At 41.2% G+C, this 26988-nt stretch carries 25 protein-coding genes; 10 read left to right on the top strand and 15 right to left on the bottom strand.

What is annotated here, in order from left to right:
• Positions 1-3: 3 nt before the first annotated feature.
• From astD to P20429_RS18170, 6 genes are all read right to left on the bottom strand, one after another.
• Entirely contained in the window at positions 4-1473 is a 1470-nt protein-coding gene (astD, locus tag P20429_RS18145; RefSeq protein ID WP_007580085.1) for a succinylglutamate-semialdehyde dehydrogenase, read from the bottom strand.
• A gap of 15 nt (positions 1474-1488) precedes the next feature.
• Positions 1489-2505, bottom strand: a complete 1017-nt coding sequence (gene astA, locus P20429_RS18150) for an arginine N-succinyltransferase (RefSeq protein WP_007580083.1) — start codon at positions 2503-2505, stop codon at positions 1489-1491.
• 85 nt (positions 2506-2590) lie between these two features.
• Positions 2591-3796 carry an aspartate aminotransferase family protein gene (locus P20429_RS18155; protein WP_007580080.1) on the bottom strand — a complete coding sequence of 402 codons (1206 nt, stop codon included), beginning with the start codon at positions 3794-3796 and terminating at the stop codon, positions 2591-2593.
• Between the two features lie 379 nt (positions 3797-4175).
• A complete protein-coding gene (locus P20429_RS18160) occupies positions 4176-5336 on the bottom strand; it encodes an HDOD domain-containing protein (protein ID WP_007580078.1) in 1161 nt (386 codons plus the stop codon).
• A 43-nt stretch (positions 5337-5379) separates the two neighbouring features.
• Positions 5380-5961: an aminodeoxychorismate/anthranilate synthase component II gene (locus P20429_RS18165; protein WP_007580076.1), complete on the bottom strand. Its 582-nt coding sequence runs from the start codon at positions 5959-5961 to the stop codon at positions 5380-5382.
• A 178-nt stretch (positions 5962-6139) separates the two neighbouring features.
• The gene (locus P20429_RS18170; RefSeq protein ID WP_007580074.1) at positions 6140-7129 is read right to left on the bottom strand and encodes a zinc-dependent alcohol dehydrogenase family protein; all 990 of its coding nucleotides are present in this window, start codon (positions 7127-7129) and stop codon (positions 6140-6142) included.
• 124 nt (positions 7130-7253) lie between these two features.
• Here P20429_RS18170 and P20429_RS18175 point away from each other — a divergent pair, with 124 nt between their 5' ends.
• Together P20429_RS18175 and P20429_RS18180 are read left to right on the top strand one after the other, a co-directional pair.
• On the top strand, positions 7254-8150 hold the full coding sequence (locus P20429_RS18175) for a LysR family transcriptional regulator (protein WP_007580072.1): 897 nt from the start codon (positions 7254-7256) through the stop codon (positions 8148-8150).
• A 159-nt stretch (positions 8151-8309) separates the two neighbouring features.
• Positions 8310-8552, top strand: coding sequence for a YdcH family protein (locus P20429_RS18180; protein ID WP_007580070.1), 243 nt, complete (start codon positions 8310-8312; stop codon positions 8550-8552).
• Positions 8553-8614: 62 nt separating this feature from the next.
• On the opposite strand, the gene P20429_RS18185 is transcribed toward P20429_RS18180, so the two are convergent.
• Positions 8615-8971 carry a putative quinol monooxygenase gene (locus P20429_RS18185; RefSeq protein ID WP_007580068.1) on the bottom strand — a complete coding sequence of 119 codons (357 nt, stop codon included), beginning with the start codon at positions 8969-8971 and terminating at the stop codon, positions 8615-8617.
• Positions 8971-9801 (bottom strand): SDR family NAD(P)-dependent oxidoreductase, encoded by an 831-nt coding sequence (locus P20429_RS18190; RefSeq protein ID WP_007580065.1) that lies wholly within the window; start codon positions 9799-9801, stop codon positions 8971-8973. The genes P20429_RS18185 and P20429_RS18190 overlap by 1 nt, the downstream gene beginning before the upstream one ends.
• Before the next feature lie 267 nt (positions 9802-10068).
• On the opposite strand from P20429_RS18190, the gene galE reads away from it, so the two are divergent.
• From galE to glpD, 7 genes are all read left to right on the top strand, one after another.
• Positions 10069-11082, top strand: a complete 1014-nt coding sequence (galE, locus tag P20429_RS18195) for a UDP-glucose 4-epimerase GalE (RefSeq protein WP_007580063.1) — start codon at positions 10069-10071, stop codon at positions 11080-11082.
• Between the two features lies 1 nt (position 11083).
• Positions 11084-12148 carry a UDP-glucose--hexose-1-phosphate uridylyltransferase gene (locus P20429_RS18200; RefSeq protein ID WP_007580061.1) on the top strand — a complete coding sequence of 355 codons (1065 nt, stop codon included), beginning with the start codon at positions 11084-11086 and terminating at the stop codon, positions 12146-12148.
• Entirely contained in the window at positions 12138-13286 is a 1149-nt protein-coding gene (gene galK, locus P20429_RS18205) for a galactokinase (protein ID WP_007580059.1), read from the top strand. The genes P20429_RS18200 and galK overlap by 11 nt, the downstream gene beginning before the upstream one ends.
• A 19-nt stretch (positions 13287-13305) precedes the next feature.
• Positions 13306-14310 carry a Gfo/Idh/MocA family protein gene (locus P20429_RS18210; protein WP_007580057.1) on the top strand — a complete coding sequence of 335 codons (1005 nt, stop codon included), beginning with the start codon at positions 13306-13308 and terminating at the stop codon, positions 14308-14310.
• Positions 14311-14339: 29 nt separating this feature from the next.
• Positions 14340-15662 carry a dienelactone hydrolase family protein gene (locus P20429_RS18215; RefSeq protein ID WP_007580055.1) on the top strand — a complete coding sequence of 441 codons (1323 nt, stop codon included), beginning with the start codon at positions 14340-14342 and terminating at the stop codon, positions 15660-15662.
• 207 nt (positions 15663-15869) lie between these two features.
• Complete coding sequence (gene glpK / locus P20429_RS18220) at positions 15870-17366, top strand: glycerol kinase GlpK (RefSeq protein ID WP_033026209.1); 1497 nt, start codon at positions 15870-15872, stop codon at positions 17364-17366.
• A gap of 214 nt (positions 17367-17580) precedes the next feature.
• The gene (gene glpD / locus P20429_RS18225; RefSeq protein ID WP_007580052.1) at positions 17581-19086 is read left to right on the top strand and encodes a glycerol-3-phosphate dehydrogenase; all 1506 of its coding nucleotides are present in this window, start codon (positions 17581-17583) and stop codon (positions 19084-19086) included.
• Between the two features lie 59 nt (positions 19087-19145).
• On the opposite strand, the gene P20429_RS18230 is transcribed toward glpD, so the two are convergent.
• On the bottom strand, positions 19146-20096 hold the full coding sequence (locus P20429_RS18230) for a 2-dehydro-3-deoxygalactonokinase (protein ID WP_007580050.1): 951 nt from the start codon (positions 20094-20096) through the stop codon (positions 19146-19148).
• Positions 20097-20099: 3 nt separating this feature from the next.
• Complete coding sequence (locus P20429_RS18235) at positions 20100-20858, bottom strand: SDR family NAD(P)-dependent oxidoreductase (protein WP_002958845.1); 759 nt, start codon at positions 20856-20858, stop codon at positions 20100-20102.
• Between the two features lie 199 nt (positions 20859-21057).
• Here P20429_RS18235 and P20429_RS18240 point away from each other — a divergent pair, with 199 nt between their 5' ends.
• On the top strand, positions 21058-21759 hold the full coding sequence (locus tag P20429_RS18240) for a FadR/GntR family transcriptional regulator (protein WP_007580047.1): 702 nt from the start codon (positions 21058-21060) through the stop codon (positions 21757-21759).
• Positions 21760-22176: 417 nt separating this feature from the next.
• On the opposite strand, the gene accC is transcribed toward P20429_RS18240, so the two are convergent.
• From accC to cutA, 5 genes are all read right to left on the bottom strand, one after another.
• On the bottom strand, positions 22177-23517 hold the full coding sequence (gene accC / locus P20429_RS18245) for an acetyl-CoA carboxylase biotin carboxylase subunit (RefSeq protein WP_007580045.1): 1341 nt from the start codon (positions 23515-23517) through the stop codon (positions 22177-22179).
• Positions 23518-23543: 26 nt separating this feature from the next.
• Positions 23544-24002, bottom strand: a complete 459-nt coding sequence (gene accB, locus P20429_RS18250) for an acetyl-CoA carboxylase biotin carboxyl carrier protein (RefSeq protein WP_007580042.1) — start codon at positions 24000-24002, stop codon at positions 23544-23546.
• Positions 24003-24040: 38 nt separating this feature from the next.
• Positions 24041-24493 (bottom strand): type II 3-dehydroquinate dehydratase, encoded by a 453-nt coding sequence (aroQ, locus tag P20429_RS18255; protein ID WP_007580040.1) that lies wholly within the window; start codon positions 24491-24493, stop codon positions 24041-24043.
• Between the two features lie 228 nt (positions 24494-24721).
• Positions 24722-26557 carry a protein-disulfide reductase DsbD gene (locus P20429_RS18260; RefSeq protein ID WP_007580038.1) on the bottom strand — a complete coding sequence of 612 codons (1836 nt, stop codon included), beginning with the start codon at positions 26555-26557 and terminating at the stop codon, positions 24722-24724.
• Entirely contained in the window at positions 26557-26877 is a 321-nt protein-coding gene (cutA, locus tag P20429_RS18265; RefSeq protein ID WP_007580036.1) for a divalent-cation tolerance protein CutA, read from the bottom strand. Before cutA ends, P20429_RS18260 begins: the two co-directional genes overlap by 1 nt.
• Positions 26878-26988: the final 111 nt, after the last annotated feature.

Genomic DNA, 26988 nt, shown 5'->3' with positions numbered 1-26988 from the left:
TACTTAATCTATTTTTAAGCCTGGGCTTAGTGTTGCTGGCATAGCTACTTTTTCAAGCTCTACCGAAGCAACTGGGTATGCACAGTAATCGGCTGCGTAATACGCACTTGCTCTGTGGTTGCCCGATGCGCCAATACCACCAAACGGTGCTGCGCTTGATGCGCCAGTAATTGGGCGATTCCAGTTAACAATACCTGCACGAATACGACGTAAGAAATGGTCGTAATCTGCTGCACTGTCACTTAATAAACCAGCCGATAAACCAAAGGTTGTATCGTTTGCTTTATCAATGGCTTGGTCAAAGTCGTCAAAGCGGAACACTTTTAAAAGTGGTCCAAAATGCTCTTCATCTGGGAAGTCACTAATATTTGTACACTCAATAATACCTGGTGTTACAAAGCCAGTATTAGCTGTGTGCTCAAGTTCTACTAATACTTCACCACCAAGCTCAACAAGCTCGTTTTGCGCTTTAACCATGCCTGCAGCTGCAGCTGATGAAATCATAGAGCCCATAAATGGCTGGTCTGCATCGTCATAATTACCTACTTTAATCGCTTTAGTTGCTGTGATTAAACGCTCCAGTATCACATCACCTTTGCTACCCGTTGGTAAAAATAGTTTACGTGCACACGTACAACGCTGGCCACTTGAGATAAACGCTGATTGAATAATATCGTGAACAACCGCTTTAGTGTCTTCAACGTCAGTAATAATAAGTGGGTTATTACCACCCATTTCTAGCGCTAAAATTTTGCCCGGTTGACCCGCAAACTGTTCATGTAAAATATGACCAGTACGCGAAGAACCCGTAAAGAACAAGCCATCAATACCTTTGTGAGCAGCAAGAGCTTTACCCGTTTCTACTTCACCCTGTACAAGGTTAATGACACCTGCTGGTAAACCTGCTTTTTCCCACAGTTTAAGCGTAAGCTCAGCTACTTTAGGAGTAAGTTCAGACGGTTTAAACACAACCGTGTTACCTGCTAAAAGCGCTGGCACAATGTGGCCATTAGGTAAGTGACCCGGAAAGTTATACGGACCAAATACGGCTACAACACCATGTGGCTTATGACGAATCATCGCACGGCCAAGTGGCATTGCGTTTTCTACGTCGCCAGTGCGCTCTAAAAATGCTTTTTCAGAAATGGCAATTTTACCAACCATAGCACCCGCTTCTGTGCGAGTTTCCCACAGTGGCTTACCTGTTTCTTGTGCAATAGTAATAGCGAGCTCTTCGCTGTTTTCTTTTAATTGCGCTGCAAATGCTTTAATTATTTCTAAACGCTCAGTAAAGCTTTTATCAGCCCATGCATAAAACGCTTCGCGCGCTGCATTTACTGCGGTGTCTACTTGCGCCGCAGTTGCCGATGAAGCCTGCCAAATAACGTCGTTATTTGCAGGGTTTACTGAATTAAATTCTGTGCCTTGGCCTTGTGACCATTGACCATTTATAAATTGTGCAGGATGAGTCATATACTTTCTCCTAAATTAAATCGTGGTTGCACTAACAATATCGCCAGTTTGCAAATGCAGTGCATCTGCTATTTCTTGCGATAAAATAAGGCTTTTTGCGCGCTCGTCAAATGTCATTGGTGCAACGGTTGCTCTAAAATCTTCAAGCTTTTCGTTGGCTAGTAACACCATGGTGTCGCCAGTCATTTCGCCAATTTCAACGTTAAAGTGATTTGCATTACGAATAGTCGCAATATTATCTACTTTTGCTTCAACCGTTGGGCCGCCGTCAAAAATATCTACGTAGCCATTAAACGTAAAGCCTTCGCTTTTTAATAACTCGATTGCTGGGCGAGTGTTGTCGTGTACTTTACCTATTACGGCTTGCGCATCTTTACTTAGCAAGTTTACGTAAATTGGGTATTTAGGCATTAATTCAGCAATGAAAACCTTTTGACCAATACCTGTTAGGTAATCGGCTGTTGGAAAATCCATTGAGAAAAAGTGCTCTTCAAGCCACTGCCAAAAAGGGCTGCTGCCGTTTTCGTCAGACACACCGCGCATTTCTGCGATTACTGTTTGCGCAAAACGCTCTTGATGCTGTTTTATAAACATAAAGCGCGCTTTTGAAAGTAGCTTACCGTTACAATTTTTACGATAACCATCTTTTAAAAACAATGTGCAAAGCTCTGTAGCACCTGTGTAGTCGTTACATAGCGTTAGAATATCAACCGCTTTGTATACGTCTAATGTGCGCGAAGAGTGAATCACTTTACTTAAGTGATAATGATAAAATGCATCATCAAGCCCTACCGCAGCTTCAATTGCAGATGTTCCTACAACGTCACCGGTTTCGCTATCTTCAAGAACAAACAGGTAGCCTTCGTCACCAGGTTGTGACGTTTGTTTAGCAAAAGAGCTTACTGAATGGTCGATCTTTTTTTGCAATAGTTCTTCGTTTAATGGCAAAGACGTAAAACCATGCCCTGATTCGTGGGCAATTTTCAGTAATGCTGAATAATCATTTTGCTGGATTGGGCGAAGGATCATCATGAGTCCGCTTGCTCCCTTATAAATAACGGTAAATAGGAATTGCAGGGCAAGCAGTGCTTGCCCTTAATTGGTTGGCTTAAGTCGCTTATGCGTTTACTACGCTTGCTACTGCTTTTTCAAAGCGTGCCATACCTTCGCGAATGTCCGCTTCAGGAATTACTAAAGATGGAGTGAAACGTATTACGTCTGCACCAGCAACTAATGACATAAGGCCTTGCTCAGTCCCAGCCACTAAAAACTCTTTTGCACGACCTTTATATTGCTCGCTCACTACTGCACCAATTAATAAACCTTGGCCACGGATTTCGCTAAATACGTTGTATTTTTCGTTAACCGCAGTAAGTAGTTCATTAAATAATGCTGCTTTAGCTTTTACGCCAGCAAGTACTTCTGGGGTATTTACTGTATCAAATGCAGCTTCTGCAACAGCACACGCAAGCGGGTTGCCGCCATAAGTAGAACCATGAGTACCTACTTTAAGATGCTGTGCAATTTCAGTTGTTGTGATCATAGCGCCAATAGGGAAACCGCCGCCAAGTGCTTTAGCTGAAGTTAAAATATCAGGTACTATGTTTAAGCCTTGGTATGCGTATAAATCGCCAGTACGGCCAACACCAGTTTGAACTTCATCAAAAATAAGCAGTGCGTTATGTTTAGTACATAAATCGCGAACGCCTTGAGCAAACTCGTCAGTTGGTGAAACAATACCGCCTTCACCTTGAAGAGGTTCCATCATTACGGCACATGTTTTGTCGCTGATAAGCGCTTCAAAAGCAGCTAGGTCGTTGTAATCACAATGTACAATGTCGCCAGGCTTAGGACCAAAACCATCTGAATATGCAGCTTGACCACCCACAGTTACTGTAAAGAATGTACGACCGTGGAAACCTTTGTTGAACGCGATGATTTGTGATTTTTCTGCGCCAAACTTATCAAGTGCAAAACGACGCGCTAATTTAAGCGCTGCTTCGTTTGCTTCTGCGCCTGAGTTGGCAAAGTAAACTTTTTCAGCAAATGTAGCATCAACCATTTTTTTAGCTAGGCGAAGTGCCGGCTCATTGGTCATTACATTTGATAGATGCCAGATTTTTTCGCCTTGCTCTTTTAATGCGCCTACTAATGCAGGGTGGCAATGGCCAAGACAGTTAACTGCAATACCACCAGCAAAGTCGATAAACTCTCGACCTTGTTGATCCCATACGCGAGAACCTTCGCCTCGAACAGGAATTACGCTTGAAGGTGCGTAGTTAGGAACCATTACGTGATCAAATAATTCGCGATTGACTGTCATTTTATTTCCTCTTAATTGTGAGCAACACAAAACATCAAAATAGGTGTTTGGTTAATATTTGTAACCAACTTTATAGGCAAGATCAGTAACCTGATAATTGCGCAAAATTGCTTTGTGGTTCAATTTTCAGACGCACATTATTTCAGAATTACTTATATCTGTCTCGTTAAAAACTTTCATGTATCCCTTGAAAATAAAGGGCTAAAGATATTATTTCATAGATAGTGAATAACTATTTGCATAGCTATTTATGCTTATTTTTAAACAACTAACCGCATGAGCACCAAGGCGCGCATGCTTTAATCGGCAAATATGCAATATAACAATAGAGTGAGAATGAATGGTTAGTCGCAAAAAAATTAACAAAAAATTCAGATTTTTAGTCAATTTGAATAGCTAAATTGGTAAAATTACTCGATTGGAGGGTTTTTAGTTCCGTTTTAGTGAACTTAAAGTGCGAAAACCAGCTTAGAGTTTCATCAGCCTCAATAAGTTGATGCTCTTTTAAATTAAGATATTGAGAGTAGCAACGTGCCTTTAGCATTACTTCTGTTAATGGCAGTAATGTATCGCCTTTATCTACCCCATTTACTAGCTGCTGCATGACACCTTTAAACGGTAAATATTTAAAAGCCATTTTGTCTATTACTTTGGCGCTTACTTCTATCGACTTATTGCTAAGTAGAGTGGTTAAAAATAGCGGGTCGGGCTGTAGCTCTAATAATGCGGTGTGTAAATCTTTTTGGTTTTCATTTCGGGCTAACTGCACTTTGCGTTGCCATACTTTCTCAAACGTTTTTAAGTACAAGCGCACTAATGCAATTCGCCCTACATCTAAAAGCATACCAAGGGTAAATGCATGTACATCATTCACATTATTAATTTGTGCAATTTTTTGCGCAGCAATCGCGTTTGCCATCGCGCTGTCGCGTAGCCGGCGTTTTAATAATGAAAATGGTTCGGTGCTATGTGGCATCCAATGACGGGCAGCAAATGTAGGAATAACAAGCTGTAAGTTATCAAGGCCAATATAACGAAGGGCAAGCGATGGTTTATCTACTTTTACAGACGTATTTTTACTACGCTGATTACGATAGTAAGGTAAATTAACGAGCGTTACTAATTCTCTACCCAACCAGCTTATATCATTAACCAGTGGCTCTAAACGTCCTACCGACGCCGACTTTACAGCTAATATATCGAGTATATTGGCAATACCATCTTCAATACCTATAGTGCTGTGAATTACGCCATCTATATCTTCAAGCTGCTTATATATAGCTGTTTCAATTGTTTTGTGCAGTTGCTCACTCGCTTGAGCGCGGTACTTATGATGTGCAGTACTGCTTTGCTGGCGTTTATTCTGTGCGGCCACTTCAACCTGAAGCAAAGTACGTTGCTTCATGGGTTCGCCGTAATCTATATCTAATGTATGAATGAAACCAATTTGCTGATGCGCAAAGCTGTGCCCAAGCAATAAGTCATGAGCCCGTTGGCTTAGTATTTTGGCAGTACGCTGTTGCGCTACAAGTTCAGTCATGACATCCATTAATAAAGTATTAAATGCTCTGTGTATTATAACATTAGAAGCGAGTTAAAAAGTTATCAAGCAGTTCTAAGCCTTGATCAGTTAGAATAGCTTCGGGGTGAAACTGCACACCTTCAATTGCTAGTTCTTTATGAAGTAACCCCATAATTTCGTCAAACTCGCCTTGCTCAGTCTGAGTCCATGCGGTTACTTCAAGCTCTTTAGGCAGAGTTTGCTCTTTAACCACTAAAGAATGATAACGACATACTGTTAACGGGTTAGCTAAGCCTTTAAACACCCCTTTATTAGTATGAACTATGGGTGATGTTTTACCGTGCATTACTTTTTTAGCACGAACTACATCTCCTCCTAAAGCTTGCGCGATAGTTTGATGTCCCAAGCAAATCCCTAAAATAGGATATTGCCCTTTTAGTTGCTCAACAACATTTAACGAAATACCCGCTTCGTTAGGCGTGCATGGCCCCGGCGATAACACGATGTGTTTCGGGTTCAACTGTTTTATTTGTGCAATGCTTAGCTCGTCATTACGTTTCACTAAAACGTCTTGATCTAAACGCTGAAAATATTGCACTAAGTTGTAAGTAAACGAGTCGTAGTTGTCGATCATCAACAGCATTACACAACAAACCTTATAAATTATTGACCACTTACTTCACACAAGTGGTACTAAGCGCTGCATTCTACCACTATTAATTCGTCAACATAAATGAGGTTTGTTTATCTTACGTTAGAGCTATCTTTAGAAGGAATATTAGAATTATAAAGAAGCCGGCTAAAAAGCCGGCCTTAATGCATTATTGTACGTTTATAACCACTTTACCCAGTGCTTGGCCACTTGCTAAACGATCATGCGCTTTAGCTGTATCTTCTAATGTAAAATCTTGCTCATCAAGTACTGGGCGCATACCGCCAGCTTCTACAATTTGTGCAAGCTTTGCTAGTTTGTCGCCATGATCTTGACGATTAAAGTCGTGGATCATCGGGATAAGCATAAAGATTACGTTTAACGATAACCCTTTAAAGTGTACTGGGCTTAAGTCTACTTCTAATAAAGAGAGCGTTGTAGATACCTGGGCATTTAGCTTTGCTGCTGCAAACGAGTTAGTAAGGTTACCGCCTCCTACCGTGTCAAACACCATATCAAAGCCCACATTGCTGGTATGTTTTTCAACGTATTGCTCTACAGTTTCGTCTTTAAAGTTAATGCCTGTAGCGCCAAAGCTTTCTATTAGTGCTAGTTGCTCTGCGTTACCGCCAGTTGAGTAAACATCAGCGCCAAAGTGCTTAGCTAGTTGTACTGCTAAATGGCCTACACCACCTGCGCCACCGTGCACTAACACTTTTTGACCTGCTTTTACATTTGCACGCGTTAAGCCTTCAAGTGCAGTAATACCTACAAGTGGAATAGCGGCTGCTTCTTTCATGGTTAAATTTTTAGGTTTGTGAGCAATTAAGCGCTTATCAGCAAGCATAAACTCAGCAAGTGCACCTGGTAAATCGCCTAGGCCACCAGCACAACCGTAAATTTCATCACCTACAGTAAACTCTGTTACACCGTCTCCCACAGCTTCAATAGTGCCCGCAAAGTCCATACCTAAAATGCCTGGTAACTTTGGAGCAAATGGTAAATCGGCACCCATTTGACGAATCATCATATCAATTGTATTTACGCTAGTTGCAGCAATGCGAACCAATACGTTACCTGCGGTTACTTGTGGTTTTGCAACCTCTGCTGCTACAAACTCTTCAGTGCCACCAAAATTATTAATTGTCATTGCTTTCATGAGTGTTGCCTCTATTAGCTGTTTATAGTTAATGTGTAATAAGGTTTCATTGTAGCTTTGCCTTTAATAAATGATAATAAGGCTAAATACACAATCTGTTTCAACATAATATTGAGAATCAAGTATGAATAATGACCATCTTGCTTTGTTTGTACGCATTGCTAATACATATAATATAAGCCTAGCAGGAAGAGAGCTTGATTTATCACCAGCAGTAGCGAGTGCATATATTAGTAAGCTTGAGGAGAACTTAGGAGTACGACTTATTCATCGTACTACGCGCAAGGTGTCGCTGACCGAAGAAGGCGAGGCATTTTTACCTCATGCACAAGAGGTGCTAGCAACATTAGAAACCGCACGCGCCTCGGTAGGTGCAGGAAGCTTAGTGCCCCAAGGTACATTACGTATCACTGCGCCTGCTTCTTTTGGACGCATGCATATAGTCCCTGCCTTAAAAAGCTTTATGCAAAAATACCCAGGGCTGACTATAGATTGCCGCTTTAGCGATACTATTGTTGATTTAGTAGAAGGCGGTTTTGATATTGCAATTCGCGATGCGGCACTTAAAGATTCAAACCTAATTGCTCGCAAACTGGCATCTGATAACCGTATTGTATGCGCATCGCCTGAGTATATAGCTAAAAATGGCTTGCCTAAAACACCGCAAGATTTAGTTAATCATCAAACTATTAACTTAGCCAGTATAGAGAGCTGGGGTTTTAAATCAGGTAAAGACACTCTTAATATTAAAACCAAAGGCGCACTTCGTTTTGATAACGGTGAAGCCGTTCGTGATGCGTGCGTACAAGGGTTAGGTATTACTATTAGTTCAAATTGGTGTAGCTATAAATATTTAGAAGATGGCAGCCTAGTAGAAGTGTTAAAAGACTTTCCGCTGGTAGCTAATGCCGATATTTGGGCTGTATATCCAAGCAATAGATTATTAGCCCCTAAGGTGCGTGCGTTTATCGATCATTTTATTGCCTACTTTGGTGAAGTCCCTTATTGGGAAAAGCAGTAACGGCTAAAAAGTAAAAACGGTTGTTTGTGCTACATCAAATTAGCGGCTCGATGGTTGAATTATATCTATGTAAGCCCCAGTGTATTATATGAAAGGCAGTAATTCACTTATACAACTCACTTACTTGTGAGCTCATTTATATCCTACTAAGGAGCGAATATGTTAGGCGAAGACCACTCATTAACAAATGACTTTCCAGAGTACTTAAAGACCATTGCCGAGTTAAATGAAAGCGATACTGAATTTGCAAAAAAAGCAGATAAGTACGACAAGCTAGATAAAGAGATTAGGGTATTAGAGCTCAAAGATGCGCCCATAAGCGATGAGCAAATGCATCAACTAAAACACGAACGTACAGAACTAAAAGATTGGCTATACGAACGCTTGCAGCAAGAGCAGTAATGCCACTAAAAAAAGAGCTCACTGATGAGGTGAGCTCTTTAGATCAACAATGGGTATTTTCTCTAAAACTTTACAAAGCCACCCACAGGTTTCATAAATACACTGCTTGGGCCTGCAAAGGCTTGTGCAAACTCTTCTGATAATTGACTAAATACCGTTACTTTATCCATATCAACTACGCTTAAAAATAGTGGGCCACTTTCGCCCCAACCAGCAAGATGCGCTTTAGCAGCATCTTCATCTTGGTAACGCTCGTAAATATGTACACTGCGTTTGTCTTCACTTACTGTCCACTCATACATTAAAGTGCCCGCTTCACTTTTAGCCAAAGTAACTAATCGCGCCATTACCAGTAAAAACTCATCGTATTTACCTTCTTTAATTTGGCCTTGTACTGTCCAGGTAACATGATTTTTCATTATGCTTTGCCTAATTTAAGCTGTGCTAAAATACTGCCTAACGTATCTACTAGTTGTTGATTTTTAGCATTATCAAGTGCATCAACATGAGGAGACGCAAAGCGTCCTGTATCGTTATCAAAATACAGGCCTGCGGCATCTTTAAATTCATCACTAAGCGCTGCGCGACAAAAAATATTTGCGCCAATTTTTAAATCCCCACCATCTATACCGTAAGCGTCTTTTACCATTTTGCTTCCCAGTAACGATTTAGGGTTTACCGATACAACTAATGGCCCAGTATCTTTAAGCTCAAGCCCTAAATGACGCGACCACATAGTAATAGCCAATTTACTTTGTGCATAAGCCGCACTATCAGAAAGTTCAGTGTTACCTATAAGTGCATTTAAGTTAACGCTTGATTGCGCAGCTGATGACACATTAACCACTCGCGAATCATGACCAAGAACAGGTAACAATAGTTTTGTAAGAAGATATGGCGCAATCGTGTTTACAACAAAGCGAGCATCAAGGCCGTCAATTGTTGTAGCATCAACTAATTGATAAACGCCTGCATTATTAATAAGTACGTCAAGCTGGTTATTATTTTCGGCCAAATCGGCTAATACATTTTTTGCCAAAGTTTGAACTTGGCTCATATCGCTTAAATCAGCAATATAAGTATGTGTACTTGCATTTGGGTATTGCTCGGTTAAAGCTACTTGTAGCGCATTTAGCTTTGCTTGGCTGCGGCCATGTAATAATACGGTGTGACCTTGTGCTAATAACATCTTTGCAGTTTCTAGCCCAATGCCATCGGTAGCACCGGTAAGTAAAATTGTTTTGTTCATGTTGATCTCTCCTTACTTTATTTTCGCTATATTAGCACCCCGACTTACTGCTGATAATTAGGCCAATAGTTGAATCAGTTTATAGAATTAATTGATAAAGCTAAGCCTATGTTAGTTAATATAAAAGCATTCCTTTAAAAGGCAGGTAAGTGTTTAAGCTGAATGTTTTTTATGCTTTTATTTGAATTACCCAGCAATCATAACTATTGTTTTTAAACCCCCTTAATAGTAGTATTTATCATATAAATACACTTTTCGAGAAATAACATGAAAGTTTTAGTTACTGGCGGCATGGGTTACATAGGTAGCCACACATGTATTGCATTGCATGAAGCAGGTATTACGCCTGTTATTTATGATAACTTGTCTAATGCAAGTGCGCGGGTACTTGACCAACTCGAAAAGATTACAGGTACTCGGTTTGAGTTTATTTTGGGTGACATTCAAGACGAGCAACAATTTAAACTCGCCCTAAAACATACTAAAGCCGAAGCTGTTTTTCACTTTGCGGCTTTAAAAGCCGTTGGCGAATCTACTGAGCAACCGCTGCGTTATTATCAAAATAATGTGTCGGGCACATTAAGCATGCTACAAAACATGCAAGATGAAGGCGTTAACCATATTATATTTAGCTCATCGGCTACTGTGTACGGCGAGCCAGACTACCTCCCTATTGACGAAAAGCATCCTATACGCGCAACTAACCCTTATGGTTGGACTAAAGTCATGGTTGAACAAGCCATGCAAGACGTATGTAATGCCAACAGTCAATTTATGGGTATTGCGCTTCGTTACTTTAACCCAGTAGGTGCACACCCAAGTGGTTTATTAGGTGAAAGCCCTAATGGTATTCCTAATAACTTAATCCCATTTATTGCTCAAACTGCAGTAGGCAAACGCGACGTGGTTAATATTTTTGGTGACGACTACGACACCGAAGATGGCACAGGCGTGCGCGACTATATTCATGTTTTAGATTTAGCGAAAGGTCATGTTGCGGCATTTATGCAACATAAAACAGATACCGCCTTTCATGCTTACAACCTAGGCACAGGGCAAGGTTATTCTGTGCTTGATATGATCAACGCATTTAGCGCATCAGCCAATAAAGATATTCCGTATAAGATTGCACCACGCCGAGCAGGTGATATTGCCTGTAACTACGCCGATGCCACGAAAGCGCAAAACATACTTAACTGGCACGCAGAACTAACACTTAGCGACATGACAAACGACACATGGCGCTGGCAAACTAATTACCCAAGTGGGTTGGAGAGTTAATATGGCTTTATTAGAAAGTACTCACAGACGTAAAAATCCGCTAACGGGTCGTTGGGTATTAGTGTCACCACATCGTAATAACCGCCCATGGTTAGGCGCAACAGAAGTCGTTAACGAAAACGTATTACCAAAACACGATGACAGCTGCCCACTTTGCCCAAGTAATACCCGTGCAAATGGCGACAGCAATCCAGATTACAAATACACACACGTATTTAGAAATGACTTTGGCGCATTAACACCTAATGCCAGCGAGCAATTACAAAGCTTAGAATCAGACAGCGATTTATTTATTGCCGACGAAGCCAGTGGCGAATGCCGCGTAATTTGTTTTTCTCCAGAGCATAATAAAACACTACCAGAGCTTAGCCAAAACGCATTGCACGAAGTAGTAAAAACCTGGAAACAAAATTATACAGAGCTTGCACAGCAGTACGAATGTGTACAAGTTTTTGAAAATAAAGGCGAGATCATGGGTTGTTCGCAACCTCACCCTCACGGCCAAGTATGGGCTCACTCGCATTTATCAACCGAAATAGAAGCCGAAGATAACCAGCAGCTCGCTTATTATAAAAAGCATGGCACAGCCATGCTCGCTGATTACGCGCAAAAAGAACAAGCAGATCAAACACGTGTTGTATTTGAAAACGAACATTGGCTTGTTGTTGTGCCATTTTGGGCTGCGTGGCCGTTTGAAACAATGCTAGTAACTAAAGATAATATTCAAAACTTTAGCCAGCTAAACGATGCGCAAACCGACTCTTTGGCACAGGCACTTAAAGTATTAACCACTAAGTACGACAACGTATTTAATTGCAGCTTCCCATACTCAATGGGATGGCACAATGCACCGGCTAACAGAGGCTCTGATGAGCAACATTGGCGCTTACATGCCCATTTTTATCCGCCGCTACTTCGCTCTGCTACTGTTAAAAAACACATGGTAGGCTACGAAATGCTAGGCGAAAGCCAACGCGATTTAAGCGCAGAAACCGCTGCTTCTATTTTAAAAGCAGCCAGTACAACACACTATAAAGATACAGCAGGACACACAGATGAAGCTTAACGAATTCCAACAACAATTTTTGTCACTGTATGGCGCGCCTGCTCAAGGTATTGCTGCAGCACCGGGGCGTGTAAACCTTATTGGCGAATTTACCGACTACAACGACGGTTTTGTTTTACCGTGTTCGTTAGAGTTTCGAACCCAAGTAATGTTTAAAGAACGCGACGACAATATTATTACTGTGCATTCTTTAAATTACCCAGGCGAAAAAGACAGCTTTAGCGTTGATGAAGAAATCACTGAAGGCCAGTCGCAATGGGGTAACTACATTCGTGCTGTTACTTATGTTCTTAAAAGAGCGGGCTACACACTGCGTGGCGCCGACCTACTTATTGACAGCAACTTACCGCAAGGTAGTGGCTTGTCATCATCGGCCGCACTAGAAGTTGCTGTAGGCGGTATGTTTAACCATATTGCACAGCTTGGTTTACCGCCAGAGCAAATTGCGCTATTTGGTCAAGAAGCCGAAAACGACTTTATGCATTGCCAATGCGGCATTATGGATCAGCTTATTTCAGCTAAAGGCGAGAACGGTCATGCGCTATTAATCGACTGTGAAAACCTCGCAACTAAATCAGTTAAAGTTCCTGATGATTTAAATATTGTTATTGTTAATTCAAACTACCCGCGTAAGTTGGTTGATAGCGAATACAACCAGCGCCGTATTGACTGCGAACAAGCTGCTGTAAAAATGGGTGTAGAAACACTTCGCCAAGCCACCATGGCTGGCCTGCAAGCAGTAAAAGCGACATTAAGCGAAAACGAATATAAACGTGCACACCACGTAATTAGCGAAAACGACCGTGTAATTGCAGCAACTACTGCACTACAAAATAACAATATGGATGCACTTCGCACGCTAATGGCTGCATCGCACCAATCGCTTAAACACGACTTTGAAGTAACCGTACCTGCAACCGATGGCCTAGTAGAAATTTGTAAAGAAGCGATGGGCGAGCGTGGCGCAGTTCGTATGACGGGTGGCGGCTTTGGTGGTGCTATTGTATGTTTGTGTCGCGATGCGGAAGTACCACTAATTAAAGCTGCGGTAGAAAAGCATTACTTTGAACGCTTTAGCCTAAATGCTGATATTTACGTATGTTCAGCGGGTTCAGGATTACAAATTACGTCTTTTTAAATAAACTTAAGGAATAAGCATGGCAAAGGTTAATTGGGGAATTATTGGGTGTGGCAATATAGCTCACACCTTTGCTACAAGCATTGCGCATTGCAGTAATGCACAGCTTATTGGCGCGGCTTCAACGAGTATGCAGCGCGCTAAAGAATTTGCCACACCGTACAATATTCAAGGCTATGAGAGCTATCAAGCTCTTATGCAATGCCCAAATATAGATACTATTTATATTGCCAATACCCACGATCAACACTTTAAAACGATAGCCCAATGCTTAAAACACAATAAGCACGTGCTAAGCGAAAAACCAATTACCGTTAATGCTAAGCAGTTGCAAAGCCTCACTGAGCTTGCAAAACAACAAAACTGCTTTTTAATGGAAGGCGTTTGGATGCGGTTTTTACCAGCTATAGTAAAATTACAACAGCTCCTAAGTGGAGGTGTTATTGGTAATGTGCACAGTGTTAATGCCAACTTTAGTTTACCTGGCAGCTTTGCCGACACTCACCGATTAATGAACCCTACAACAGCCGGTGGCGCCCTGCTCGATTTAGGTATTTACCCTATTTCGATTGCTGATGTGGTATTTAATAAAGCCCCTGAACACATCAAATCCTTTGTATATAAAAGCACAACCGGCGTTGATGAGCGAAGCACTGCTATAGTGGATTACGGTAACGGGCAATTTGCATCTCTTGCCAGCGCACTACAGCAAAATGGCCCAACAGAAGCATGTATTAATGGTGAGCTTGGCTATATTCGAATACCTCAGTTTGTAGGTGCAAAAACGCTAGAGCTACACATAAACGGCCAAGACCCTCAGTACTTTGAATACGACTTTAGCGACGATGAAAACTTTAAGTTTGAAATTGCACATGTCACGCAGTGTATATTACAAAAACAAACCCAAAGCTGTGTATTACCACTGGGTACTAGCTTACGGGTTATGAACATAATGGATACCTTACGAGCACAATGGCAGCTGCAATATAGCAATGCCGTCGAGTCGGCTGAACTGACAAATTAAAAAATAAAAATACACAACAAGGACACACAATGACACACACACTCAAGGCGCTTTCAAAAGCCATATTACTTGCAACGTGCAGTTTATCTGCCAGTGTAGCTGTTGCTGAATCTAATAAACCAGAGCAGCTATACCCGCCAATCACTAGCGAAGTACTGCCAGAGCTTGCAGCTAAAGGTAGCTACAATGTAGGTGTGCAAACACTTGATTTAGTTAACCCTGCGCAATTTGACCCCGCTACACAAGGTCAAAAAGATCGTCCTTTAAAAGTAGAGGTGTGGTATCCGGCTGCAAATACAGCAAAAGCGCCACTTACCAGCTACACTGATCAAACTCGCTCAGGTAAAGAGTTTACTCTGCAAGCCGATGCAATGCGTGATGTCGCCATTAATAATAAAGAGCACTACCCTGTGATAGTGCTTTCGCACGGTTATACCGGTTACCGTACAATTATGTACTACCTTGGCGAGCATTTAGCGTCGAACGGTTATATTGTGGTAGCTATTGATCATACTGACTCGACCAATGCCGATGTTGATTTTAAAAACGCGCCATTCTCTGGCTTTTTTAGCACGCTTATAAATCGCTCACGCGATCAGCAGTTTGTTATTAATTACTTTAATGAGCAAAACAACTTTGCAAGCAAGCAAGTAGACAACAAAAGTGCAGGCGTAATTGGTTACTCAATGGGTGGTTATGGCGCGGTAAATACGATAGGTGGTTGTTACGCTTTTAATGAGCAAACTACGGCTATGTTTACGGGTATGAAAGACCCAGCTCAAATTAAACAAGTACAGCAATTACTAAACAGCTGCGCTGGTGGGCAATACCAAAACCCAAAAGTAGACCCACGTATAAAAGCGATGGTGGCCTTTGCACCATGGGGCGGACAGCACGCTATATTTGATGCCAAAGCAATGGAAAATATTAAAGTACCTTCGCTTTATATAGCCGGTAACTTAGATGACATTTCAGGCTATGAAGGCATTAAAAGTCTTTATGAACAAACAGGCAGCAAAGATAAGTACATGCTTACTTACAAAAATGCACGCCACAATATTGCACCACACCCAGCTCCTGCTATTGCACAAAGCAGCAGTGAGCTAGATATAGGCCATTACTACGAGCCTTCGTGGTCTATGCGTACACTAAACGAAATCAACAAACACTTTGTACTTGCCATGATGGATTGCCATGTAAAAGGCATAGCCAGCGAGTGTAAATACTTAGATTTACCACAAAACGGCGACCAAGCTGTTGTTGATGGTAAACCGCAGCCACAGTGGCGCGGGTTTGATAATCGCTTTTCTACCGGTATGGATTGGCAACAAGCTAAACCTCACACCAAGTAATAATAAACTTTAAGCGGCTGTTTTAATCAATAGCCGCATACGCCCTTAAAATAATGCAAAAATAAAACACCTTTTATATAAAAGAGTTACCAGAAAATATTAGCGTGTTTATTTTTTAATCTGCTATTTTAAGAAAAAACCATTGCCATTAACTTCGGTTAAAGGCAATCTAGTCATATATAAGATAAGATAAATAACACAAATATCATGTCCAAATACATACTCTCAATTGATCAAGGAACCACAAGCTCTCGGGCCATCTTGTTTACAAAAGATGCAGACGTTTTTGGTACAGCACAACAAGAATTTTCGCAGCATTTTCCACAAAATGGTTGGGTAGAACACGACCCTAACGATATTTGGCAAACAGTGCTTAGCACTAGTCGCGAAGTGTTAGCTAAAAACGATGTAAAGCCTGAAGAAATTATTGCCATTGGTATCACCAACCAGCGCGAAACCACTTTAGTGTGGAACAAAAAAACAGGCAAAACAATTTATAACGCTATTGTATGGCAAGACCGTCGCACAAGTGACTATTGCGAAAGCCTAACAACTGATGAGCTTTGCCAAACAATAAGCGATAAAACAGGCTTATTGCTCGACCCTTATTTTTCGGCCACTAAAATTCGTTGGATTTTAGATAACGTTGAAGGCGCACGCGAACAAGCCCTTGCAGGTGAGCTCGCCTTCGGTACGGTTGACACTTACCTACTTTGGCAGCTAACAGGCGGCAAAGAGCACCGCACCGATGCAACCAATGCATCGCGCACCATGTTATTTAATATTCATACCCAGCAGTGGGATCAAGAGCTTTTAGAGTTATTCGATATTCCAGAATCGATGCTGCCAGAAGTAATGGATTCAGCTGACGAGTTTGGTTCAACCAGTGCTGACATTTTTGGCGCGCCAATTCGTGTTTGTGGTATTGCAGGCGATCAGCAGGCTGCGCTTGTTGGCCACGCATGTTTTGAACAAGGCATGGCAAAAAGTACTTACGGTACTGGCTGTTTTTTAATGCTTAACACTGGCGAAAAAGCACTGACCTCAGAAAACCGCTTACTGACCACTGTTGCTTATAGATTAAACGGCAAGCCAACTTACGCCATTGAAGGCAGTATATTTATGGCTGGCGCAACTATGCAGTGGATTGTTGAAGGCTTAAAACTACTTAGCCATGCTGGCGAAAGTGAGTCGATGGTCAAAGATGTACCGCTCGATCATGGTGTATTTTTAGTGCCTTCGTTTACGGGTTTAGGTGCTCCTTATTGGGACCCTAATGCACGTGGCGCTATTTTAGGGCTAACACGCGATTCGGGTATTAGCACCATAGTTGCCGCAGCGCTGCAATCAGTTGGTTACCAGACCAAAGATTTACAAAAAGCGATGGAACGTGATGGTCTTCGCCCAAGTGTGCTTCGTGTAGATGGCGGTATGGTAAAAAATAATTGGGTTATGACCTTTTTATCAAACATTTTAGGCGCAACAGTTGAGCGCCCAACTGTGACCGAAACCACTTCTTTAGGCGTAGCATATTTAGCTGGCTTACAAACAGGTGTGTACGAGTCGACTGAGCAGTTATCTAAAATGTGGACATGCGACCGTCGTTTTGAGCCAACCATGAGTGCCGACGAGCGTAACGATCTATACGCAAAATGGCAGCACTGCGTAGCTCAAGTATGCTTAACGAATAAAAACTGCCCATAGTAAATACTAAGTGGTTAAGGCTAATACTTTAACCACTTTGCTTTTTTAACTTAGCTAAATGCTAGATTTAAAAAGCATGCTTTACTGCTTTAAATTGAAAATGGATTGGCGTCAAAATTAACGAATAAAAATCTGGGTTTTCTATTGTCAAATGAAAACAGCAGCTTTATGATGCTTATGTCTTATTTATATTACAAATAAAAAGGTTAGCTCGGTGGAATTAGCAGATAACGAATATGACTTACTAGTCATCGGTGGCGGTGTAAACGGCACTGGAATAGCAGCTGATGCAGCAGGCAGAGGGTTAAAAGTTCTCTTGTGCGAACAATCAGACCTTGCCTGTGCAACATCTTCAAACAGTTCTAAGCTGATCCACGGCGGTCTGCGCTACCTTGAGCACTACGAATTTAGATTAGTAAAAGAAGCCTTAGCAGAGCGAGAAGTGCTACTTAAAAACGCACCTCATATTATGTGGCCGCTAACCTTTAGATTGCCGCATCAAAAACACCTGCGCCCTGCGTGGATGATTCGCATTGGCTTGTTTATGTATGACAACCTAGCAAAACGCGAAACACTAGCGGGTTCTCGAAGCATTAAATTTGGTGAAAATAGCGTTTTAGAACCCTCTATTACCAAAGGGTTTGAATACTCTGATGGCTGGGTTGATGATTCTCGCTTAGTCGTTTTAAACGCCCTTGCAGCGCAGGAAAAAGGCGCCGTTATTACCACACAAACTAAGTGTATAAATGCTAAACGTGAGCAAGGTAAATGGCAGGTAACGCTTGAGCAGCAAAAGGGCAAAGCTAAATACACTATTTCTGCCAAAGGCATTGTTAATGCTGCGGGTCCTTGGGTAGCTAAATTATTTGATGAAGCCCTAACAGAAAAATCACCACAAAATATTCGCCTTGTAAAAGGTAGCCACATTGTAGTGCCTCGCATTCACGATGAGAAACAAGCTTATATTTTACAAAATAAAGATCAGCGCATTGTGTTTGTTATTCCGTTTGAAGATGACTTCTCACTTATTGGCACAACCGATGTAGAACACAAAGGTGAAGCACAAGACGTTAAAATTAGTGATGAAGAAATTGATTACTTAATTGATATTACTAATACCTACTTTAAACAACCGATTAAACGCGAAGACATAGTACATACCTTTTCAGGCGTACGCCCATTACTTGATGACGAATCAGTTAATGCACAAGCCGTTACTCGCGATTATAAATTAGAGCTTTCGAGTGATGCTAAGCAAGCACCTCTATTGAGTGTGTTTGGTGGAAAAATTACAACTTATCGCAAACTTGCCGAAGCTGCGGTTAATAAGCTTGAAGACTTTTACCCACAAATGAGCAAAGCGTGGACCAAGCATAGCTCGCTCCCTGGTGGTGATTTTAGCTCTGTAGAAGCACTTAAATCAGAGCTAAAAGCAAAATACGAATGGCTACCTGAAATAACACTTAAACGCTTTGTACGCACTTATGGTACTCGTGCTAAAAATATATTAGGTAGTGCAACTGGGTTGAGTGATTTAGGCCAAGATTTTGGCCATGGTTTATTTGCAGCAGAAGTAGATTACTTGCTAAATGAAGAGTGGGCAGAAAACGCATACAATATTTTATGGCGCCGCAGCAAATTAGGACTACGTTTTAATGAGGCACAAGTTGCTGCGCTCAATGATTACATTGAGCATAACCAAGCAGCTAAAAGCGCTTAACTATTAAGTTATAATAGCTTCCTGTTAACCCCTTTATAATTTAATTTTTATAGAGGGGTTTATTTTTTTGACTCTAAATTAAATAAATAATTAAAACCGCTAAGCGTCGCTGTTTTAATATCAAACTCAACACACTTCACACCTATTTGATTAAGCGCCGTAGTAAAACACTTATTCAGCTGCTTTGTGCCAATCACCACAACTTGTGTATCACTTAATAATTGCCATTCGCTAGCGTGGCGAGCTGCTCGTACATCGCTGCCAATTAATACACCCGACAAATAGGCTTTGGCTTGTACTGGCGTTAACTCCTTTGAAAGCTGGCGTGTACGCACACTAAAAATACCATGTGCCAAGTTACCGCTATCACTACCTAAAGTTAGCTCACAGCCTTGCTCAAATGCTTTAAAGTCAAACTCACCTTCTGCACAGTCGTTAGGAATTAAAACACTTTGATGACATAACAAATCATATAACTCGCCGGTCATGGCTGTTTTAAAGCAAATGATTTCGCCGTTGTTTATAAGCACCCATTTAGTATGTGTACCAGGTAAACATAATAATATTTTACCTTGTTGATACTCTGGATTTTGCTTTAAAAACCCTAAAATTTGCAGCTCTTCGCCGCGCATTACATCAAATAAGCTATTTTGCAGCGTACACTTTGTGCCAGGTAACGCTTTAATAATATGTCCATCGCAATCAAAGCTAACCGCAGCATTAAGTAGCCCTTCAGGATTAATTGGGCATTCTAAATATGGCGTTTCGTGCCAGCCGATGCTTGAGGTAATTTGCCCTGCAATATATATAGGTAAACTGCCATATTCTTGCTTCCACACTGCAATGGTGTCGATTAGGGTTTGCTCAAAATTTTGATTCGCTTTAACAACGCCAGGGCCATCACGTTGTGCTAATAATTTAAGTGTTGATTGCGCTTGTACTTCGCACAAATAAGCACGTAAATGGCTCGTGCCCCAGTCAACAGCAATAAAAAGAGATGAATTAGCCAAGCTTTAAAGCCTCCCACCGTCGATTTTAATACTCTGCCCGGTGATCATACTGCTTTCATCGGCGGCTAAAAAGAGTGCCAAATTAGCAACATCTTCAGGGGTAACTAATTTTTTAAGCGCCATGGCTTCCATCCACTTAACTTGCTCTTCTTCGGTAAACCAACTTGCTAGTTGACGGTCGGTGGCCACCCACCCTGGCAAAATAGCGTTAACGCGAATACCAAACTCGCCGTAATCGCGAGCCAATGCCTTAGTCATACCAATTAGCCCTGCTTTTGCGGTTACATAGCCTGCCATTTGTGGCTGGCCCATAATCGCGTTAATAGAGCTAAAATTAATGATACTGCCGGCTCCATCGCCTTTCATAAAAGACATAGCAACTTGAGAGGCAAAAAATGCAGGGTTTAAGTTTATTTGTAAGCACTGATCCCAGTCTTGCACTGTAACGTCTTCGCTCGCTTGGCGGCGGTCGTTCGCTACATTATTAACTAGCACATTAATGGCACCAAAAGCGGCGCATGCATCCACAAGTGATTGCTGAAGTGCATGAGAGTCAGTTACATCAACTTGCCTATACCATAGTTTTGCATTGGGTAAATCACGAATAAGCGATTGCGCTGCCTTATCATCAATATCTATAAATGCTACTTTTGCATTTTGGTTTACAAAGGACTTAACCATTGCTCTGCCAATGCCTGATGCACCGCCTGTAATAAAAATAACTTTACCAGAAAGACTATGATATTGAGCTAGGGTGTTCAAATTCAACTCTCCATACAGCGCATTTTCAATTTTATTTAAACTCTTTATAAACTTACACTTACAGTATAAAGAGCCAAACTAAGTTGTTATTGCTGTGCTAAAATATTTAACTAATTAAAAGTTTATATCATATCCTTAAGTACATTAATATGATATATGATATATAATAAAGCAATATATCAACTCGGAATCCTGCGCAATGAAAAGCCAACCCCGTCAAAATTTAACACAACAATTAACCCACGATTTGGGTTTTGCTATTGTGCGTGGTGTTTACCCTGTAAGCGAAGGCCTGCCTTCTGAAGCCGATTTATGTATAAAGTATGATGTAAGTCGCAGCGCTACCCGCGAAGCGGTAAAAATGCTCTCTGCTAAAGGATTAATTTCATCCCGTCCTAAGCAAGGTATTCGTGTATTACCTGAAAGCAGCTGGAACATGTTTGATACCGACGTACTACGTTGGATTTTAAGCAGCAAGCCATCACTTTCATTATTAAAAGAGTTTACTCAAGTACGCGTTGCCCTTGAACCACAAGCGGCCGCTCTTGCTGCACTAAATGCAACAGCTGAACAACTCGCTGAAATTGATAACGCCTTAGCCCGCATGGCTGAAGCAGACGAAGGCTTGGACGATCCACTAGAAGCTGACATTGCTTTTCATACCAGCATATTAGTTGCCAGTAACAATCGCTTTTTTGTGCAGTTAACTGAGTTTATTAGTACTGCCCTTAGAGTAAGTATTCGTTATACAAACCACATTAAAGGTGTACCGGGCGCAGACGTTGCTAAACACGCTGATATTTTAGAAACCATAAAGTCACGCGATCCTGAACGCGCTAAAAAAGCAGTAGAAACAATTTTAGAAGAAGCACTGCAGTTAATTGAATCTAAATTAGTTTAATGTTATTTCAACATATTGTATAAATATTGAGTCCATCGAATTTACTCTTTGCAGTACATTCGATGGACTTTTTTATTGCCTATAAGGCTTAATACCAATCCGCAATAATACTTAATCATTTTGCGGGGCTAAACGTGTCGCTACCTGCGTTAAAAAACTCTCATTTACGACTGCATGGATGTAGAAGGTAGAGCAATGCAGGAGCAATTGCCGAGAACAACTAAATAGCGAATTTTTTGCCTAGCTACCAACACGTTTTTCCGCCCTCAAAATAGCTCATTTAATTAAGCGAATTGGTATAAATTACAGACATTAAAAAATCCGATATCAGTCTCCTGATATCGGATTTTTAATTATTTAAATCAGCTTAATAACTCTGGTTATTAACTGAGATAAAACGCCTTTTACAGGCTAGAATTACAATCCTAATTTCTTCTCAAGGTAATGGATGTTAGTACCACCATTTTGGAAGTTTTCATCTGCAAGAATTCTCTTATGCAAAGGAGTATTAGTTTTAATTCCGTCAATTACTAGCTCGTTAAGTGCATTGCGCGCACGGGCAATAGCTACATCACGGTTTTCACCGTAAGTAATTAACTTACCAATCATTGAATCGTAATGTGGTGGAACCGTGTAGTCAGCGTAAATATGGCTGTCCCAACGAATACCTAAACCACCTGCTGGATGGAAACGTGTAATTTTACCCGGTGACGGGATAAACGTTTCAGGATCTTCAGCATTAATACGACATTCAATAGCATGACCACGAATAACAACGTCGTCTTGAGTGAATGATAACGGTTGACCCGCTGCAATTTTTAACTGCTCTTTCACTAAATCGATACCAGTAACCATTTCAGTTACAGGGTGTTCAACCTGAATACGTGTATTCATTTCGATGAAGTAAAACTCGCCGTTTTCGTATAAAAACTCAAACGTACCTGCACCGCGGTATCCAATTTCGATACATGCACGTGTACAGCGCTCGCCAATGAATTTACGCGTTTCAGCAGTAATTCCTGGTGCTGGAGCTTCTTCAACTACTTTTTGGTGACGACGTTGCATAGAACAATCACGTTCACCTAAATGTACTGCATTACCTTGGCCGTCGGCTAATACTTGAACTTCAATATGGCGTGGGTTTTCAAGGAATTTTTCCATGTAAACCATGCTATTACCAAAGAATTGCTTAGCTTCTTGCTGTGTTAATGCAATTGAATCAATAAGTTCAGATTCGCTGCGAACAACACGCATACCACGACCACCACCGCCACCAGCGGCTTTGATGATTACCGGGTAACCGATACGCTTAGCGATTTGCATGTTGCGTTCTTTATCATCTGATACTGGACCGTCAGAGCCAGGAACACATGGAACGCCTGCTTTACGCATTGCTGCGATAGCAGACACTTTATCACCCATAAGACGAATAGTGTCGCCACGAGGACCGATAAATACAAAACCACTTTGCTCAACTTGGTCGGCAAAATCAGCATTTTCTGCAAGGAAACCGTAACCAGGATGAATCGCTACAGCGTCAGTTATTTCAGCCGCAGCAATAATGCGCGGAATATCTAAATAACTTTCAGTTGCTGATGGTCTACCAATACAGATGGTTTCATCTGCAAGCAATACATGCTTAAGATCGCGATCTGCCGTTGAATGCACAGCAACCGTTTTGATCCCAAGCTCTTTGCAGGCGCGCAATATACGAAGTGCAATTTCACCTCGGTTTGCAATGACTACTTTATCTAACATTAGAGTTGGCCTTTTAGGTTACGCTATTATTCAATGATGAATAGAGGTTGATCAAATTCTATTGGCTCGCCATTTTCAGCTAAGATAGCTCTTACTGTACCGGCTTTATCTGATTCAATTTGGTTCATCATTTTCATAGCTTCGATAATACAAAGTGTATCGCCAACTTTAACTTGCTGACCAACTTCTACATATGCTGGAGCTTCAGGAGACGCAGCTGAGTAAAAAGAACCAACCATTGGTGATTTAACTTGATGACCCGTAGGCTCAGCTGGTGCTGCTGCTTCAACAGCTACAGGAGCCGCTGCAACTGGTGCTGCTGGCGCTGGTGCATATTGCTGTGGAGCAAATTGCGGGTAACCTGGGCCAGCGCTCATGTTGTTGCGGTTAATACGTACTGATTCTTCACCTTCAGTGATTTCTAGCTCAGCAATACCTGATTCTTCTACTAATTCGATAAGCTTCTTTATCTTGCGAATATCCATTACACGACCCGCCTGTTAGTTTGTGTGTTAATTTAAAATTAAATTGCGCTTTGCAACCGGCTCACAGCGGCATTTAATGCTGCGTGATAACCCATTGCGCCTAATCCACATATCACGCCTTGTGCCACATCAGAAAAATACGAATGATGACGAAAGGCTTCACGTGCGTGCACATTACTTAAGTGCACCTCAAAAAACGGAATATCAACACTTAACAGTGCATCACGTAATGCGACGCTAGTATGCGTAAATGCAGCTGGGTTGATAATTATGTAATCAACCGCTTGCCAAGCATCGTGAATTCGTTCGATGAGTGCTTGCTCACTATTACTTTGAAAATGCGTTAACTCAACATCTAGACTATTAGCAGCACTGGTTAGCTCCTCCATAATCTCACTCAGCGTCTGAAAACCGTATTTATCCGGTTCACGTTTACCAAGCATGTTTAAATTTGGACCATTTATAACTAAAAGGTTAAATTTTGCAGCCATAATACGCGATATATCCTATAAGTAATGAGTTAAGCGGTTACTAACTAGTTTTTCACTTTTAAGTAAGCAGAAAAAGCAATGTAGCAACAATTTCTCACGTTAACCAACTATTATAGTGATTTCGACGTAAATAGCAGCAAAATACTGGTCTTATCAGTGTCGTGGGTACAAATATAAGAAGAATTAAGAAGGTGCCACTTAGTCAATTCAAGTGGCACTATTGCACTATTATTGTGCGCTGGCGCGCACAACTGCTAGGTGTTTAGCAAAGTCCTCAGCATTTAAAAAGCCCGTTACGCGCTGCGTACTAAGCTCTTGTCCTTGAGTATTAAAAAACAAAATACTAGGTAAACCAAACACCGTGTACTCTTCCATTAGCTCAATTGTTTTATTATCACTCTCAGTTAAATCAATTTGAATAAGCTGATAGTGGCTAAACTCACTTTGCACTTTGGCATCAGGAAAGGTGTAATGTTCAAACTCTTTACACGCCACACACCAGTCGGCATATAAATCGACCATAACCATTCGACCTTCGTCGTTTGCTTGTGCAACTGCTTCTTTTAATTCTGCTAAATCAGCAACCTGTTTAAACTCATTATTTTGTGAGCTTACCTGTACTGTTTGTACTTGAACTGGCCAAAAGTAGTTTTTAGTTAACGTAAAGCCTGTAATAACTAATAGAGTTGCAGCAAACCATAATGCAGTTTTTAACTTGCTTTGTGTTTGGCTACTTTGCCAATGATGTAAGTACAGTGCTGTTGCTAATGCAAGCACACCTGCCATTAATAATATAATGTCGGCGCTTACTAGTCGCTCAAGTAATATAAGCGGCACAACGAGCATCACAAAACCAAACAAGGTTTTAACTTGCTCCATCCAACCACCTGCTTTAGGCAGCAGTTTACCGCCAGATGTACCAAGTAATAAAAGTGGTAACCCCATACCTAAACTAAGCACGTACAGTGTTAAACCACCTACTAAGTAATCACCACTTTGCGCTACAAATAACAGTGCCGCCGACAGTGGTGCCGTAGTGCAAGGTGATGCAATCAATCCTGAAAGTACACCCATTAAAAATACGCCAACGTAGTTGCCGCCTTTTTGGTTGTTACTTACTTGGGTTAGCTTGCTCATCATACTGCTTGGCAGTTTAATTTCGTACCAACCAAACATCGACATAGCCAATAATACAAACAATAAACTAAAACTGATTAACACAAATGGATGCTGTAAATACCCCTGCACTTGCCCACCAAGCGCCGCAACAACTAAGCCTAGTGCTGCATAGGTAACTGCCATGCCTTGTATATATACAAACGACAACGCAAACGCTTTTTTAGTTGAAAGGTTTTGCTGACCCGCAATTAAGCTCGACAAAATTGGAAACATTGGGAATACGCATGGCGTAAAAGCAAGGCCTACACCAACAGCAAAAAATATGAGTAAATTAGTTATTAAGCTCTGACTGGCTAATTGCTCAGTAAAAGTCAGTTCTTTTTCGGTGTCACCTGAATTTGTTGTAGGTTCAGTAGTTGGCTCGTTGAGTGCTGCAAATGTACTTTGCGCTGTTGCCGCTTCATCTGTAGCGCTATTTTGATCTACATTTTTAATCTGTGCGCCACTAATTACACTAAGTGGGATACTAATCACTTCTGGTGGATAACAAAGCCCCGCTTTTGCACAGCCCTGATAGCGAACCTTAACAACCGCTCCCTCAGTGATATTACTTAACTTACTAACAACGCTCGCGGTATTAAAAAAAACTTCTGTTTTACCAAAAAATTCATCTTCAATAATTTCGCCACTACCAGAGTCACCTACTTGAATGTTTGCGCCCTTGGCAATGATTTCTATTTTCTTTTTATATAAATAATAGTCTGGTGCTATATCCCAACCTACAAACAAGGTGCTGCCTTGCTGATCAAAGTCAAATACAAACGCTTGGTCTACAGGTAAAAAAGTGTGTTGAGGAGGCCCAAGTAGATCACCAAGCACATTATTAGTCGCAGCCTTTACAGGTACGGTTAATAATGTAACCAACAATAAAAAGAAAAAACGCATTAATTCAGTACCTCGTCCATCCAATTAAAATACGCCAAATTTCCCGTAGAAACTTCTAAAACCTGAATCTCTGGCACTTCGTAGCTATGTAACTCTTTTATTGTTAGAAACACATCGTTCATTTTATCTGATTTCGTTTTTATAAGTAGCTTAGCTTCAGTTGCTTCTGCAACTTCGCCTTCCCACATATAAATAGAGCCCATGTTAGGTAAAATATTTACACAAGCAGCTAGTTTTTTTTCTACCAACGCCCTTGCAAGTGTGCGTGCTTCTGCTTCGTCTTTGCAGGTCGTAAAAATCATTTTAAAATGCGTAGTCATTATGAACCTATACTTATTGGACAGTGTCTATCATCATAGTATCTGATAGCCGATACAATGTGTAGACGCTAAAATATCAGTAAAATGACGATACCTATGCCCTAACCTTGA

It is taken from the genome of Pseudoalteromonas sp. BSi20429, from assembly GCF_000238895.1.
Lineage (GTDB): Bacteria > Pseudomonadota > Gammaproteobacteria > Enterobacterales > Alteromonadaceae > Pseudoalteromonas > Pseudoalteromonas arctica.
The sequence above is the reverse complement of the archived record's forward strand: the minus strand, read 5'-3'. Positions and strand labels throughout refer to the sequence as shown.

Bases quoted from the DNA above. Each gene is read 5' to 3' on its own strand.
- P20429_RS18160 (WP_007580078.1), bottom strand. From the start codon at position 5,336: ATGACTGAACTTGTAGCGCAACAGCGTACTGCCAAAATACTAAGCCAA.
- P20429_RS18175 (WP_007580072.1), top strand. From the start codon at position 7,254: ATGAATAATGACCATCTTGCTTTGTTTGTACGCATTGCTAATACATAT.
- accC (WP_007580045.1), bottom strand. From the start codon at position 23,517: ATGTTAGATAAAGTAGTCATTGCAAACCGAGGTGAAATTGCACTTCGT.
- P20429_RS18185 (WP_007580068.1), bottom strand. From the start codon at position 8,971: ATGAAAAATCATGTTACCTGGACAGTACAAGGCCAAATTAAAGAAGGT.
- aroQ (WP_007580040.1), bottom strand. From the start codon at position 24,493: ATGGCTGCAAAATTTAACCTTTTAGTTATAAATGGTCCAAATTTAAAC.
- P20429_RS18165 (WP_007580076.1), bottom strand. From the start codon at position 5,961: ATGCTGTTGATGATCGACAACTACGACTCGTTTACTTACAACTTAGTG.
- P20429_RS18215 (WP_007580055.1), top strand. From the start codon at position 14,340: ATGACACACACACTCAAGGCGCTTTCAAAAGCCATATTACTTGCAACG.
- P20429_RS18155 (WP_007580080.1), bottom strand. From the start codon at position 3,796: ATGACAGTCAATCGCGAATTATTTGATCACGTAATGGTTCCTAACTAC.
- P20429_RS18260 (WP_007580038.1), bottom strand. From the start codon at position 26,557: ATGCGTTTTTTCTTTTTATTGTTGGTTACATTATTAACCGTACCTGTA.
- P20429_RS18190 (WP_007580065.1), bottom strand. From the start codon at position 9,801: ATGAACAAAACAATTTTACTTACCGGTGCTACCGATGGCATTGGGCTA.
- galK (WP_007580059.1), top strand. From the start codon at position 12,138: ATGAAGCTTAACGAATTCCAACAACAATTTTTGTCACTGTATGGCGCG.
- accB (WP_007580042.1), bottom strand. From the start codon at position 24,002: ATGGATATTCGCAAGATAAAGAAGCTTATCGAATTAGTAGAAGAATCA.
- astD (WP_007580085.1), bottom strand. From the start codon at position 1,473: ATGACTCATCCTGCACAATTTATAAATGGTCAATGGTCACAAGGCCAA.
- astA (WP_007580083.1), bottom strand. From the start codon at position 2,505: ATGATGATCCTTCGCCCAATCCAGCAAAATGATTATTCAGCATTACTG.
- P20429_RS18180 (WP_007580070.1), top strand. From the start codon at position 8,310: ATGTTAGGCGAAGACCACTCATTAACAAATGACTTTCCAGAGTACTTA.
- P20429_RS18240 (WP_007580047.1), top strand. From the start codon at position 21,058: ATGAAAAGCCAACCCCGTCAAAATTTAACACAACAATTAACCCACGAT.
- cutA (WP_007580036.1), bottom strand. From the start codon at position 26,877: ATGACTACGCATTTTAAAATGATTTTTACGACCTGCAAAGACGAAGCA.
- galE (WP_007580063.1), top strand. From the start codon at position 10,069: ATGAAAGTTTTAGTTACTGGCGGCATGGGTTACATAGGTAGCCACACA.
- P20429_RS18200 (WP_007580061.1), top strand. From the start codon at position 11,084: ATGGCTTTATTAGAAAGTACTCACAGACGTAAAAATCCGCTAACGGGT.
- P20429_RS18210 (WP_007580057.1), top strand. From the start codon at position 13,306: ATGGCAAAGGTTAATTGGGGAATTATTGGGTGTGGCAATATAGCTCAC.
- glpK (WP_033026209.1), top strand. From the start codon at position 15,870: ATGTCCAAATACATACTCTCAATTGATCAAGGAACCACAAGCTCTCGG.
- P20429_RS18170 (WP_007580074.1), bottom strand. From the start codon at position 7,129: ATGAAAGCAATGACAATTAATAATTTTGGTGGCACTGAAGAGTTTGTA.